Below are 15,165 nucleotides of genomic sequence, written 5' to 3'. Positions count from 1 at the left end.
TACTAATCCTGCAATATGCTCTCTGCCTGCTGCCAGAAAGGCATATCAAGGGTGGGGGTGCTGGGGCTGGCAGTTTGACGCCTGAGCATCAAGCCGGCATTAAAGGCGGCGCGCCCGGATTCCACAGCCAGTTTAAAAGCATTAGCCATCAGTACCGGATCCTGGGCTTTTGCAATCGCGGTATTCAATAACACCGCATCAAAGCCCATCTCCAGTGCTTCTGCCGCCTGTGATGGCGCACCGATTCCCGCGTCAATAATAAGCGGTACATCACTCAGGCGCTCGCGCAGTGTTTGCAGGTTATATTTATTGAGTAGTCCCTGCCCAGTACCGATGGGAGCCCCCCAGGGCATTAATACCTCGCAACCCACATCCAAAAGTTTTCGACACAGAACCAGGTCATCTGTGCAATAAGGCAAAACCTTGAAGCCTAACTGAATTAATTCCCGCGCAGTTTCTACCAGACCAAAGGGGTCTGGCTGCAAATTGTAATCATCACCAATCACTTCCAGCTTGAGCCAATCGGTCTGGAAAATTTCCTGGGACATTTTTGCCAGCTCCACCGCTTCTCGCGGCGATTTACAACCGGCGGTATTGGGCAACAACTGACAACCGGACTCGCGAATATAATCCCAAAATCGATTGTCCTGCTGCTGTGCCGGATTTTGCCGGCGAAGAGACAAAGTAATAATTTCCGAAGCTGAGGCTTGCACGGATTCGCGCATAATCGCTGGGGAGGGATACAGAGCGGTGCCCACCAAAAGCCGGCTGTTAAATGTTTTTCCGTAAAGTGTTAATAGATCGCTCACCTTTACCCCCCCACTACCGGAGCAACAATATCCAGGCTATCGCCGTTATTTATCTGTGTATTGCTATATTCCGTACGGGGAATAAATCCACCGTTGATCGCAACGGCAAACGTTTCTCCGCGATAGCCGAGCTGCTGTAAAAGCGCAGAGAGTTTTAGCGGGGATTCAAGGCTCTGTGTTTCCCCATTAATTAGTACCTGCATCAAGCCACCTGTAACAGTTGTTGTGCCACTTGATTCTCCACTTGCTCCACGACTGCCGGCGCTAAAAGATAACCGTGACGGTAAAGGCCATTCACCCTAATCAGCCCATCCTCGCTGTGGATATAAGGCATATTATCCATAGTGGCGGGGCGACAATTTACGCGGGTCTCAACAATACGAGCCTCGGCAAAAGCCGGGTTGAGGGAGTAAAGCGCAGAAGACAATTCCATACTGGAGCGCACGGAAATGGGCGACTGGTCTTCGCTCTCAATTTCCGTGGCACCAATCACGGTGCGTCCATCGCTACGGGGTACAGCGTAGAGCTTATAGCGTGGGTGGAGCAGGCGCACTGGACGCTGCAAAACCACTTCCCGGGATTCCACCACCATCACCTCACCACGGACGCCGCGCAAGCCTTCAATCTGTCCCTTGGCACCGAGACCACGGCAGTCGATCACGCAATCAAATTGTTCGCGCTCCGAGTTCACAGAGATATACCCGGCTTCGCAATTTACCTTGCTGTGCTCTCGCAGAGTGACAGCACCTCGGTGCAACACCCTGAGTAACGCAGGCAATAGGCGGTGATTATTGATATCCGCCTCACCCCGCAGGTAAAGCCCCTGCTCAAAGCCATGTAAGGAGGGCTCTAATTTCGCTAAAGTATTGCTATCTAGTGGCTCCAGCTGCCCCCTGGCAGACTCGCCAAGCTTACCCTGTAGTTCCCGCAGAAATTGCAGCAGCTCGCTTTTATCCTTGCCATGCGCCACCAGGACTGAGCCCGCTCGGCGGTATTCCACGTCCTGCCCGCTCTGCTCCTCCAACTGCCGGACCCACTCAGACCAAAGCTCAAGGCTTTTTAACCCCAGGCTATAAATGTGTTTATTACTATGTACCAGCTCCGATAAAGGCGAGATCATTCCCGCAGCTGTCCAACAGGCTCCACCTTTTGATTCCGATAAGTTACCGGCCTCAAACAGGGTAATATCTACATCAAGCTGACAGAGCCTCCAGGCGAGTAATCGCCCCAACAGGCCGCCACCGGCAATAGCCACTTTGGCTTTGGTTTCGTTTGACACAGCTTACCTATCTTCACAATTCCAATTGGATACCAGCGATAGCAAGCTCCTTTTACATCACTGTATTTCTAATATGCTGGGGGAGTTACCCTCCCCCAACACCCGATCAGCCCTTGTGATAAATCTCGCTGCCCATTTCCTTAAATTTAACTGCCATCTCTTCCATCCCGCGTTCCGCCTCCTGTTTGGCTGCGTAATCACGCACGTCCTGAGTAATCTTCATAGAACAGAATTTAGGCCCACACATGGAGCAGAAATGCGCTACCTTGCCGGATTCCTTCGGCAGGGTTTCATCGTGATAAGAGCGTGCGCGCTCCGGGTCCAAACCGAGATTGAATTGGTCTTCCCAGCGAAATTCAAAGCGGGCTTTTGACAGAGCGTCATCGCGCTTCTGTGCCCATGGATGCCCCTTGGCCAGGTCTGCGGCATGGGCCGCAATCTTATAAGCCATCAGACCCTCTTTAACATCCTCTTTATTGGGTAGGCCCAGGTGCTCTTTCGGTGTCACATAGCAGAGCATGGCACAACCATAAGTGCCGATAAGTGCTGCACCGATGCCGGAAGTGATGTGGTCGTAACCGGGAGCAATATCTGTCGTTAATGGGCCAAGAGTATAGAAGGGGGCACCGTGGCAGTGCTTCAACTGCTCATCCATATTTTCTTTGATCTTATGGATAGCCACATGGCCAGGGCCTTCGATCATGGTCTGTATATCGTGCTTCCAGGCAACTTCGGTTAATTCACCCAGCGTATGCAGCTCACCGAACTGAGCTTCATCATTGGCATCGGCGATGGAGCCCGGACGCAGGCCATCACCAAGACTAAAGCTCACATCATAAGCTTTCATAATCTCGCAGATTTCCTCAAAGTGGGTATAGAGGAAATTCTCCTTGTGATGAGCGAGACACCATTTCGCCATGATGGAACCACCACGAGACACTATCCCGGTCATTCTTTTGGCTGTGAGTGGTACATAGCGCAAGAGCACACCGGCATGAATAGTGAAATAATCCACTCCCTGTTCCGCTTGCTCAATCAAGGTATCTCGGAAAACATCCCAGTTGAGGTCTTCAGCAATTCCATTTACTTTTTCCAATGCTTGGTAAATGGGTACGGTACCAATGGGGACTGGTGAGTTGCGCAGAATCCACTCGCGAGTTTCGTGGATATTGGCTCCGGTAGACAGATCCATTACCGTATCTGCCCCCCACTTGGTAGACCAAACCAGTTTTTCCACTTCCTCTTCAATGGAAGAGGTCACAGCGGAATTGCCGATATTTGCATTCACCTTACACAGAAAGTTGCGCCCGATAATCATCGGCTCCACTTCCGGGTGATTGATATTCGCTGGGATAATTGCGCGTCCTTCTGCAACTTCCCTACGAACAAATTCCGGCGTGATTTGTTCCGGGATGTAAATACCATCACGTGCTTTTTGGTATTCACTCTCACTCATCTCCGCCGCTAACTTTACGCGTCCCATATTTTCGCGGACTGCGACAAACTCCATCTCCGGCGTGATAACGCCACGGCGGGCATAGTGCATTTGCGATACATTACTTCCCTGCTTGGCTCGGCGCGGACTGGGAAGCTTTTCGAAGCGAATGTGATCCAGTCCCTGGGCCGCCATACGCTGCTGACTATAGGCCGCCTGGCGGGAATCCAGCTGTTCAGTATCTCCTCGTGCCTCTATCCAGCCTTTGCGTAGCTTGGGCAGACCTTGGCGTACATCGACTTTAAAATTGGGCTCTGAATATGGCCCGGAGGTATCGTATACGGTGAGAGGCGCGTTGGGCTCTAGAATAGGATTATCGGCATCTCCACCTACCACACTATCCCCAAGACAAATCTGGCGAGCGCCAACCTGGATACCAGGGGTTTCACCAGGCAAAAACACCTTGCGAGAATTGGGAAAAGACTGAACCGTGAGATTCTCAAGAAATTCTTTAGCGGAATCGCGACTGGCAGCGCGGGAGGACTTTCCGGCTTTACCGGATTGTTCAATGATCTCAGACATGCGTAACCTTAAAACTTGGGAATTTAAAGGTCGCAGCATCCAGGGCACTTACAAAGAGAAAAGACGCCAAACTGTAAAAAAACAGGCGACTTCAGATCTTGTTCCCTACGCGGGGGTTACCCCGATCAGGTTCAACGGATCTCGCAACAGCGATCTCAGCCCACAGGCACTCCGACAAGTAATGCGCAGTATAGAGGAAGCCATCGAATATGAATAGGTGGTCTATCAAAGAGCCGTATCTAGGTCTGACAACAACCATCATTTGAAGTGAAACCAAAATCACTTAATGTTCTCGACGACAGAATTTCAACATGCTTCAACTTATTAAAATCTGACCGGATAGTCTGGCGTATTCGCAGTAGCACCTCTCACCCACCAACCTAAACTCCTCAGGTTCACCGATATAGCTTTAAAACAATAACTATCTACGACGAGAGTCGGTGTGGGAGAAATCACAATGTGGAAAAGATACGGAGTTATAGCAGTCTTTTTTTTAAGTGTTATGTCGCTGCCATCAGTGATGGCAGCCCCGTCAAAATCTGTCGCTGCAGGAGACAGCATTACCATGGCATTCGGTGCAGACTGTACACGCAATAAGTATTTTTGGGACCTATTTTGCCTCCTGGGTGGAGATCAACCGGAACACTCTTGGTTTGATGGTGACAATAATTCTGTAGAAAGTATTTACGATAGATATAAAATTATTTCACCCAATATCGCTGCAAATAAAAAAGCGGCTGAATCCGGTGCCGAGATGCGTGGAGGTAATAAGAATTTTGCAGTGCAGGCCGATCGCATTTTGGCACAAACCAATGTGGCAGATCATGTTGAAATCGTTCTTGGCGGGAATGACATCTGCAACCGAGATTGTGCCGATCCAGCCAACTGTAATAACCCACTATATACCGACAATGAATGGCGCTCAGCTGTTCAAGCCGGCTTGGATAAACTCGTCGACGGCCTTCCCAATGGCTCCACCATTCTGCTCGGATCTGTACCTAGGGTACAGGATCTTCGTGGAGCAGGCCTGGAAAAGCAGGCGGAAAACTCCCGAGTAGACTGTGAAAACGTTTGGTCAACATTTGGTATCTGCCGAATTGCAACCAACGGCGGTATCATGAACGGAGAGGACTTCACCACCCGCTATAATGCGATTACTGCAGCCCAGCGGCGTTACAACGAGATTCTTGCCGAAGAAGCCGAAAGTTACAATGGTGTTAATGGTGTTGAGGTTATAGCGGAATACACTGGTGAAGATGAGGTAAATGCTGGGACTTTCCAGTTTGGAAAGGACGATGTGGGTGGTGGAGACTGTTTCCATCCCAGTGTACAAGGCCAAAATATCGTTGCCGATATCTTTTGGCAGGGTAATCCCGATAAGTAAATAACTTCCCTAATCGGTGAACATTGGGCTCTCTGACTAGAGCTTTCATGAGTGCCCAAGTTTATCTCACAGCCTAAACTATTCTCTTTCTGTGTTTGAATTTTTCTCAAAGTAGCTAAACTCTTCAACTACATACTGTATACGTTGTGGTAGTCCCTTTCTCATAAAGACCACATCAATAAGCTGGCCACTAGAAAGCGCATCCCACAATTTATTTTGACCGCTATGTACCCAACTATCATTCACTCTCAGTAATACATCATTTTCTTGAAAACCCAAGGCAGTGAAGAACTCATTATCTGCGACACCTTCAAGTCGCATCAAATGGTGTCCCTCAACTTCCAATTCGGCCTCGGTAAACTTAGCCTCCAAAGCCTGTCGCTGCTCCAAGTGACGACTTAACCAAGCCTGCCCTAGAGTCAGCACACCAGAAGAGGCTATCAACTTGCGGGTTCCAGGGCCCAATGGCTGCTCTATACGTCGCTTCAACTCCTCACTTTGTCCATGAGTGTAGGTGAGTAAAACCTCAGCGCCCTCTCTCCCCTTTAAGGGTAACTTTTCCAGTCCGCCTCTACTCTCTATCACTGCGAAATTAGAGTGGATGCGCAACAATAAAATATTGTCTGAAATTTTTTGCCCTGCACTGAAATACTCCGCAGTAGCTTCCTTTACTGCAATCAAAGCTTTCGACTTACCTTCTACAGTTGATTCGCTAACCCCCAGTAACATTAGTGGCAATCTGGTAGTCGGCAAATTTCTATCATCAATCGTTTCGCTATCCTTCCATCTATACTTTTCTTTTGATTTTATCCCCATAGATTGCAGTTCTTTATCCACCCAAAAAGCATACTGCTCAAAGTTACGCATCCCTTTCAGATACAACCCATTAATAAAAATGACCGGTACATTTTTAAGACCAAGATCTAGTGCACGATCCCGGGACCCTACTACGGAATCTTTTGGGCTATCACTGGATAAGCAATCTTCAAAAAGATGAATATCTAATTGCAATTGCTTGGCCAACTGAAGGTAAGTATCACTATCAAACTCAGGAGTTAGAACATACAAGGCATCGTGATACTCCCAAAACTTATTCTGCACCGCCGCACAACGCGCTGCAGATGCAGCTTGAATTCCTTCACGATGAAATTTAAGCGGAAAATCAAAGTGCGTTTGACGAACCCACCCCTTATAAACCTCTAGTAGACGACGTATTACAGGCTGTATCGCTTTGCAATGTGGAGATTGGAAAGAACAATACATCTCCAAGGTGACTGGAGCATCCTGATTACCCCTAATAAATTTAGAACTCTCGGGCAATTGAATTCGTGGCGGCTCGGGCAACTTCAGATAAATCTCTATATCACCCCTCTTCGAGCTGAAATTAGCTTTTTCATTCACCAAGGCATTCAGCCTAGCCAAACGCAAATTATATTTTTGCTCTGCAATATCATAAAAAGCCAGCTGTAAATCATTATCCAAATCCTGTAATGTAATATTATTACGACCAATACGCGCCACCACTTCAGAGTCGACATCTAGTTTAGCATTTAGCGCAGCCTTTCTTTCGTCTTTTCCACATGAAGAAAAAACAAATGCAAAACTCATTAGTAAAATCATTCGGAATCGTAATTTAACTTTTTTCACTATAATTCCCCATTTCCCATGTCGATCCTAACAAGCTCCTAGCCCACGACCTAATAATTACAAAATAAGCGCCAAAATCACCCTAAAACTGAGATGTTTATTCATTTATCCATCAACAATTTCTTTAGGGCGCGGCACCTAATAGGACGGTAAAGTTAAACGCCATCACTGTCAGCGTCTTCAGATAACATCTACAAACTGATCGACATTTATTGAAAATCTGGCCAGATTCCAGCTTGCAAATTTATTTATGACAGTTATGTATGGCCTGGCAACTGGGAACCCCGGTGTCTGCTATGGAACACTTGGACCAGAAGCTACTAATATGCCAGTGGAAATCGCCGATACGTAAGCGGATAGCACGCCTCTCGTTCCCATCAGTGCTAAAGCTGGTATCGACGGGCTTTATAAAGAAACGTATCAATATATTGCTCTAATAAAGATGCTTGGGCTCATCACCAACTCATCAAAAATGATGATAAATCCAGAATCCACTTCCGAGCTCATACGTGCAGCTTTCAAAACCTCACAGGAAGATCAACCAAGAGCCTATTATCTGTGTGTGTTCCCGAAGACATTGTAGATATGGTGGCACCTAATAATAAGTGGCCCTGCTTGTTGACACCATACTAAATCCCACCCCACCAATCGCAAACATCTAAAATTCGATGGAAATATTAAACAGCACCAAAAGACCTCTTATCCTTGTAGGTCATGGAACAGTTCAAGCCAACACCTAAAATGCTTAGATTCAATTCTCCGAGGATCTAAATATGGCTGTCGCCAGTACATTCCCTGAAAAAGGCACAATACCAGAGGACCATCCAAACTCACTAGGAGTTATGGACTTTATAGTTCACGACTATGTCAATTTTGGATTTGATACTACCGATGCTGTTATCTTTGTTGACTATGAGCTGCAGGAGATGCCCTATTTCGTATAAACCCAAGTGCAGAAAAAATTATCTATATCCATAATTCCCCAGCAGATGCTGACACCTACTTTAACATTAGCCATGGTATAGAAGCCAACACCCCCTTTCTTTACAAAAGTTGAGCAAATATACAAAAGCCAAGTCTGGTCAGCGAAGATTACAAAATGCAAAAACTTCTTTTCAGATAAATTAACAATGGCAAAGTCTCCAATGCTTATCCAATAAAATCCCAAACGGTGGTCGCAGACATTTAAGAATACGCTGCAAGCAGATGGTATTGTACTTTCAGACACTGGCGTAGTGAAAATATGGATCACGTCCCTATACCCAGCCGTCCTAATTCCTAGTGGGCCTACCACCATGGCCTTTGTCCTACCTGGTGCTATTGATATCAAACTGGCCTACCCCGAGCGTAGAGCACTGTCGGCGATGGGTGATGGGTGATGGGTGATGGGTGATGGCAGCTTTATGATGAATTCTCAAGGAACTGAAACTGCAGTTCGTAAAATTATCCCATTTGCCATCTTAATTACTGCCGTTAGCAGTTATGGGCTGATCAAGTAGAAAATAGATTTAGAGTTCAACCCTCACAGACATGTCAACTTCCTGCACTAAACTATTGTCCTGGCTGCATGTGCAGTTTATGTGGTCATCCATCCTATGGATAACCCTGAGAATGAAAAATTAACGTAACAGTTGAGTGTATTCGTAAAATATTTCTGAGTTATAGCTTTTAACTTATAAGATATTCACAAACACGGCAGAAAGGATTGATTATACTTTTACTCATTTACAGTACTCTCTAGAGGACCCAAGCTTTCTAATCATTATCCAAACCGCAAAAGTATCTATTCAGGCCACTCACTACAAAAAATAAAACATCGGTCTCTACGGGCCTGAAATTTACTAGTGAAAAAAACGGGCCACTTATGTGGCCCGGTTGGTGTCAAAATTAGTTTTAGCGCTCAACCCTTTCTCGAGACGAGCTGAACTAATTAATAGTGCATTTAAACTGCCAGGACCTAGTAATGTCATTACCAGAGCTTCCTTCAGCAGCCGGGACAGTGACTCTAACTTTTACATATTCAGAGCCTCTCTCTGCATCATCCGGAACATTGATCGTGATAGGGACCTGACTTGGTCCATAGTCTGAAGTATTTGCCACCGCAGCTACCTCTGGCTCCACCTCGCATTTGTCTGACTCAATTTCTACCTTCGTACCAAAAGGCAAGGGACCGTTATAGATATCAGATAGATAGAAGCCAAATGTTTTAGAACCACCTACAGAAACATCGATGCTAGGTTCGTCAAAGAAACCCTCATCCGTAGCAAATATTCCATAGGGCTCCTCTCCCGCGACCTGGATTACCCGCTCTGCACGTACATGAACTAGCTCTTTAGAACAGGTTCCCTCTGTTTCGGCCGCCGCAGAACAGTTAAGGCCGTTATAAATACCATTACCTCCATCGTAACGCTCATTATTATTCAATGGGATAAGCAAATCCTCATCACCGCCTGCTTCAGGACAATCAGGGTAGCAACTCCCAACAGTTTTGGAGTTACCAAAAGCGCCATCCTCATTGTGATCTAAAAATGCTTCCGGTAAATCTACAAACGCCTCGCCAGTATCAAACAGCCCATTACCATTCGCATCAGTGAAAGACTCCTGTCCCAAGGCATAGGCCAGGATAGTAGATCGTCCACCATAGGGCTGTCCTAGGCCACCTGGATAATCATCAGTTAGCGGACAGGGGGCATTCATAAGGCCGGTGGCAAGACATCTCGTATTCTCAATTGTTCGAACCTTATCATGAGATCCACGGGGGCTCTGACTATTCCAAACTACGGAACAATTTCCATCTACGGTAGTACAGTATCCTTCAATACGTCCGTACTCTGTTGTAAAGGATACTGCGGTACCATCCGCACGAGTATTGTTTTTATCTGCAACCCTAATAGTGAGTTCCGTTGTTACACCATCAACGCGGTCTCCTCCCGGGTTCGAGGTGCTTGCAGACAAAGAAAATGAATCCTGATCAAGGATCGCAGTTGAGACCACCAGATCACTAGATACGGCACTAAAAAACGCTCCGTTTTCATCAGTAAGTGAGCCCATCACGCGAACTGATGTAGCTACATTTCCCGAAGAAACCACGGTGCTCACTTCACCCTCTGCATTGGTCGTTCCAGAACTGCTTGCGAGATTTACAGTTCCATCCCCCTGCTTCAAAGAGAAGTTAACTTCAACCCCACTCACTGGTAGGCCTTCCTTACTAAAGACCTGAAAACTTACTGTAGAGGTCTCATAGCCCCCAGAGCCTTGAATATGAATTACCTCAGGCTGAGAACTCACAAACACAATGGAGCCTACCTCTGGAGGCATTACAGTAAGTTGACCAATGGCGGAAATACTTGGGTAAGCCGCTAACGCTGCAGTGATACTGTCCTGACCTTCACAGCCCTCGGCAGTATAGGTCGAGGTTGCCTTACCTTCCGTTGTGGTAACCGGAGAATCAAGAGTAGCTACTGCTGGTTGGCTCAAGCTGCAATTGCTGGAAAATTCTACTTGCATCCTCTTAGAATAAAGATTGCCGTCAGGACCTTGTACATAAACACTAACTGGCGTAGTCCCCTTAGAAGATAGGTTCTGAGCAAGAATCTCCAGCGCACCCGACACAAACTGCTGATTATTATCCAAATAACCAAGCTTCAAAGCAGGCTCTTCGATACTAAATCGTAGTGGCGAGTAGGGTGCCTGGTCTGTACTAACGCTATCGTAGGCAACAACAATCTCTCCAGCGCTGCCAATTTGCTGCCCTTCAACATCCAGTTCCAGAGTGGCAACACCACTGTCATTGGTCTTAACTATTCCGCTTTTAGGACTTAACTCACCCAAGGTTGTTGTGACGGTTATGTTATCTGAGGCAATAGGATCACCATTGTCACTCTTTACCGTCACATGGACGCGTACAGGTTCTTCTGGATTGGGGTTTTCAACCAACTCATCCGTACCTAAGTCACGTAGCTCTACAGTAATGCTATAAGAGGAGTCTGTTTCTGGTGAAGTTGGATCCGGGGAAGAAGCCCCGTCATCGCTACCACCACTACCACCACCACAGGCGGCTAGTGAAACTGCAATGGCCAGCAATAGAAACCATCGCGAAATTGATTGGTACAGCGTAAGAATGTGCATCTAACTATCCTTCAATATCTTTAGCGCCCAATGGCAGCAACAGCCATCACTGCCCAAACTGGGTATGTATAGTCTTCCCCGACACGGCTGAATACGTCTTTAGCTATCATCGACCACTCATACAAGTGAGAAGCCTTAACGTGCCTCTATCGTGTTGCGTATAAGAGCAGATAAAAACCCTTCAACCCACAAGAAAAGGCAACGGGCGACTATCCTGAATCGCTATATTAAAATCAAGTTCTTTATGCCTATGTTGTACGACTGTCTCACAAAAATGAGGCCAAGATGAGATTTAGATCAAATAATTTCTTATAAAAACACCAAGCTCAAGTTATTACTTCAGCATAAACAAAGGACAAAGAAAGCTTCATTGATTATCCAGCAACATTATTGAGAGAATAAATTTGGCAGAAGCTTTTAATCTCCCCTTCTTTATTTTTAATTCCCAATCGCAATTCGCTGATATTTCTTTCATACCCAAAAAAAGCCCGCCTGCTTAGCAGTCGAACCCTTTGTTATTGTCATGGAAAACAAAATCAAGTTCAGATTGATGATCAATGCCGGATTTAAGTTTTAATTTGAAGTATTGCTAGCTTGAACCAGAAGATTGACCAAGCAAATTAAGAACTCAATTTTCTTCAGCCCATCTTATCTTTTTCTGTAAATATTTTTACACATAAAAAAAGGGCCACCCTATTGGGTGGCCCTTTTCGGATTAGAAGCCTGACGATGACCTACTCTCACATGGGGAAGCCCCACACTACCATCGGCGATGTTGCGTTTCACTTCTGAGTTCGGCAAGGGATCAGGTGGTTCCACAACTCTATTGTCGTCAGGCAAACTGGCTTGGGTTGGCGTTGGTCTTATAAGCAATCTGCTTGGCCTGCCGTGTTATCGCTGTTTGCCTCGGTCTGGTGACCGGCGATAACCCCAAATAAGTCGGTAAAACAATCTGTAGTAATACACCGCAAGCGATCATTGTGTGTCTTTCATTCCACAATCCGCTAGCTTAGCTAGTCGTTAGTAACCATCTCTGTTGTATGGTCAAGCCGCACGGGCAATTAGTACTGGTTAGCTCAACGCCTCACAACGCTTCCACACCCAGCCTATCAACGTGGTAGTCTTCCACGGCCCTTTAGGACTCTCAAGGAGTCAGGGAAATCTAATCTTGAAGGAGGCTTCCCGCTTAGATGCTTTCAGCGGTTATCCCGTCCGAACATAGCTACCGGGCAATGCCACTGGCGTGACAACCCGAACACCAGAGGTTCGTTCACTCCGGTCCTCTCGTACTAGGAGCAACTCTTCTCAAATTTCCAACGCCCACGGCAGATAGGGACCGAACTGTCTCACGACGTTCTAAACCCAGCTCGCGTACCACTTTAAATGGCGAACAGCCATACCCTTGGGACCGGCTTCAGCCCCAGGATGTGATGAGCCGACATCGAGGTGCCAAACACCGCCGTCGATGTGAACTCTTGGGCGGTATCAGCCTGTTATCCCCGGAGTACCTTTTATCCGTTGAGCGATGGCCCTTCCATACAGAACCACCGGATCACTATGACCTACTTTCGTACCTGCTCGACATGTCTGTCTCGCAGTCAAGCGCACTTATACCATTATGCTCATTGCATGATTTCCGACCATGCTGAGTGCACCTTCGTACTCCTCCGTTACTCTTTGGGAGGAGACCGCCCCAGTCAAACTACCCACCATACACTGTCCTCGATCCGGATAACGGACCAGAGTTAGAACCTCAAACATACCAGGGTGGTATTTCAAGGACGGCTCCACAGTAACTAGCGTTACTGCTTCAAAGCCTCCCACCTATCCTACACAAGTAGGCTCAAAGTTCAGTGCAAAGCTGTAGTAAAGGTTCACGGGGTCTTTCCGTCTAGCCGCGGGTACACTGCATCTTAACAGCGATTTCAATTTCACTGAGTCTCTGGTGGAGACAGCGTGGCCATCGTTACGCCATTCGTGCAGGTCGGAACTTACCCGACAAGGAATTTCGCTACCTTAGGACCGTTATAGTTACGGCCGCCGTTTACCGGGGCTTCGATCAAGAGCTTCGCCGAAGCTAACCCCATCAATTAACCTTCCGGCACCGGGCAGGCGTCACACCCTATACGTCCTCTTACGAGTTTGCAGAGTGCTATGTTTTTAATAAACAGTCGCAGCCACCTGGTCACTTCGACCGGCCTCAGCTTAGGGAGCAAGTCCCATCACCAAAACCGGCGTACCTTCTCCCGAAGTTACGGTACCATTTTGCCTAGTTCCTTCACCAGAGTTCTCTCAAGCGCCTTGGTATTCTCTACCTGACCACCTGTGTCGGTTTAGAGTACGATTCACTATTGCCTGAAGCTTAGAAGTTTTTCCTGGAAGCAGGGCATCAACCACTTCACCCACAAGTGGGCTTCGTCATCAGTTCTCAGCCTTAGGGACCCGGATTTGCCTAAGTCCCCAGCCTACAACCTTAAACATGGACAACCAATCGCCATGCTGGCCTAGCCTTCTCCGTCACTCCGTCGCAGCAATAGCGAGTACAGGAATATTAACCTGTTTCCCATCGACTACGGCTTTCGCCCTCGCCTTAGGGGTCGACTAACCCTGTCCCGATTAGCGTTGGACAGGAACCCTTGGTCTTCCGGCGGGGAGGTTTTTCACCTCCCTTGTCGTTACTCATGTCAGCATTCGCACTTGTGATACCTCCAGCAGACCTCCCGATCCACCTTCAACGGCTTACACAACGCTCCTCTACCATGCTCCTAAGAGCATCCGCAGCTTCGGTTACCAGTTTTAGCCCCGGTATATCTTCCGCGCAGGCCGACTCGACTAGTGAGCTATTACGCTTTCTTTAAAGGATGGCTGCTTCTAAGCCAACCTCCTAGCTGTCTGGGCCTTCCCACATCGTTTCCCACTTAACTGGTATTTGGGACCTTAGCTGGCGGTCTGGGTTGTTTCCCTTTCCACGACGGACGTTAGCACCCGCCGTGTGTCTCCCGCGATTGCACTCCTCGGTATTCGGAGTTTGCATGGGGTTGGTAAGTCGGGATGACCCCCTAGCCCAAACAGTGCTCTACCCCCGAGGGTGAGACGCGAGGCGCTACCTAAATAGCTTTCGAGGAGAACCAGCTATCTCCCGGCTTGATTAGCCTTTCACTCCGATCCACAGGTCATCCCCTAATTTTTCAACATTAGTGGGTTCGGTCCTCCAGTTGATGTTACTCAACCTTCAACCTGCCCATGGATAGATCGCCGGGTTTCGGGTCTATTGCCTGCAACTAAACGCCCTATTAAGACTCGATTTCTCTACGGCTCCCCTAAGCGGTTAACCTTGCTACAGACAATAAGTCGCTGACCCATTATACAAAAGGTACGCAGTCACCCCGAAGGGCTCCTACTGCTTGTACGTATACGGTTTCAGGTTCTATTTCACTCCCCTCTCCGGGGTTCTTTTCGCCTTTCCCTCACGGTACTGGTTCACTATCGGTCAGCTGGGAGTATTTAGCCTTGGAGGATGGTCCCCCCATATTCAGTCAAGATAACACGTGTCCCGACCTACTCGATTTCACTCTAAATGCCTTTTCGTGTACGGGGCTATCACCCTGTATCGCGGTACTTTCCAGAACCTTCCACTAAAACATAAAGAGCTTAAGGGCTAATCCCCTTTCGCTCGCCGCTACTCAGGGAATCTCGGTTGATTTCTTTTCCTCCGGGTACTTAGATGTTTCAGTTCCCCGGGTTCGCCTCCATAACCTATGTATTCAGTTATGGATACCTGTAAAACAGGTGGGTTTCCCCATTCGGACATTCTAGGATCAAAGCTTGTGTGCCAGCTCCCCTAGACTTTTCGCAGGCTCCTACGTCCTTCATCGCCTCCAGCTGCCAAGGCATCCACCGT

The 15,165-nt window shown here is 47.6% G+C and carries 8 protein-coding genes, 2 rRNA genes, 1 pseudogene and 1 riboswitch (1 of these 12 running past the window's edge); of the genes and pseudogenes, 3 read left to right on the top strand and 8 right to left on the bottom strand.

Features of this window, described 5'->3' with window-relative positions:
* Positions 1 to 2: 2 nt before the first annotated feature.
* The 4 genes from ACJJI0_RS00070 to thiC form a co-directional block, all read right to left on the bottom strand.
* A complete protein-coding gene (locus ACJJI0_RS00070) occupies positions 3 to 809 on the bottom strand; it encodes a thiazole synthase (protein WP_252082745.1) in 807 nt (268 codons plus the stop codon).
* Between the two features lie 2 nt (positions 810 to 811).
* Positions 812 to 1,012 carry a sulfur carrier protein ThiS gene (gene thiS, locus ACJJI0_RS00065; protein WP_108734077.1) on the bottom strand — a complete coding sequence of 67 codons (201 nt, stop codon included), beginning with the start codon at positions 1,010 to 1,012 and terminating at the stop codon, positions 812 to 814.
* Positions 1,012 to 2,088 carry a glycine oxidase ThiO gene (gene thiO, locus ACJJI0_RS00060; RefSeq protein ID WP_252082747.1) on the bottom strand — a complete coding sequence of 359 codons (1,077 nt, stop codon included), beginning with the start codon at positions 2,086 to 2,088 and terminating at the stop codon, positions 1,012 to 1,014. Before thiO ends, thiS begins: the two co-directional genes overlap by 1 nt.
* A 106-nt stretch (positions 2,089 to 2,194) precedes the next feature.
* Positions 2,195 to 4,105 (bottom strand): phosphomethylpyrimidine synthase ThiC, encoded by a 1,911-nt coding sequence (thiC, locus tag ACJJI0_RS00055; RefSeq protein WP_444884141.1) that lies wholly within the window; start codon positions 4,103 to 4,105, stop codon positions 2,195 to 2,197.
* An 85-nt stretch (positions 4,106 to 4,190) separates the two neighbouring features.
* A riboswitch (TPP riboswitch) is annotated at positions 4,191 to 4,289 on the bottom strand.
* 273 nt (positions 4,290 to 4,562) lie between these two features.
* On the opposite strand from thiC, the gene ACJJI0_RS00050 reads away from it, so the two are divergent.
* Positions 4,563 to 5,489, top strand: a complete 927-nt coding sequence (locus ACJJI0_RS00050; RefSeq protein WP_444884140.1) for an SGNH/GDSL hydrolase family protein — start codon at positions 4,563 to 4,565, stop codon at positions 5,487 to 5,489.
* Between the two features lie 78 nt (positions 5,490 to 5,567).
* Here ACJJI0_RS00050 and ACJJI0_RS00045 read toward each other — a convergent pair whose 3' ends face one another.
* The gene (locus ACJJI0_RS00045) at positions 5,568 to 7,136 is read right to left on the bottom strand and encodes a thioredoxin domain-containing protein (RefSeq protein WP_444884139.1); all 1,569 of its coding nucleotides are present in this window, start codon (positions 7,134 to 7,136) and stop codon (positions 5,568 to 5,570) included.
* A gap of 749 nt (positions 7,137 to 7,885) precedes the next feature.
* Between ACJJI0_RS00045 and ACJJI0_RS00040 the strand changes: the two genes are divergently transcribed.
* Positions 7,886 to 8,080 (top strand): hypothetical protein, encoded by a 195-nt coding sequence (locus ACJJI0_RS00040; protein ID WP_444885896.1) that lies wholly within the window; start codon positions 7,886 to 7,888, stop codon positions 8,078 to 8,080.
* A 291-nt stretch (positions 8,081 to 8,371) separates the two neighbouring features.
* A pseudogene (locus tag ACJJI0_RS00035) lies at positions 8,372 to 8,635 on the top strand (thiamine pyrophosphate-dependent enzyme).
* A 427-nt stretch (positions 8,636 to 9,062) separates the two neighbouring features.
* Here ACJJI0_RS00035 and ACJJI0_RS00030 read toward each other — a convergent pair.
* The 3 genes from ACJJI0_RS00030 to ACJJI0_RS00020 form a co-directional block, all read right to left on the bottom strand.
* The gene (locus ACJJI0_RS00030) at positions 9,063 to 11,264 is read right to left on the bottom strand and encodes an Ig-like domain-containing protein (RefSeq protein WP_444884138.1); all 2,202 of its coding nucleotides are present in this window, start codon (positions 11,262 to 11,264) and stop codon (positions 9,063 to 9,065) included.
* A gap of 721 nt (positions 11,265 to 11,985) precedes the next feature.
* A 5S ribosomal RNA gene (rrf, locus tag ACJJI0_RS00025) occupies positions 11,986 to 12,101 on the bottom strand.
* 203 nt (positions 12,102 to 12,304) lie between these two features.
* Positions 12,305 to 15,165, bottom strand: a 23S ribosomal RNA gene (locus ACJJI0_RS00020); it runs 20 nt beyond the window's last position.

The organism is Microbulbifer mixtoriginis (SeqCode) (assembly GCF_052466695.1).
Note: the sequence above shows the minus strand (reverse complement) of the source record. Positions and strands in the feature narration are given on the sequence as shown.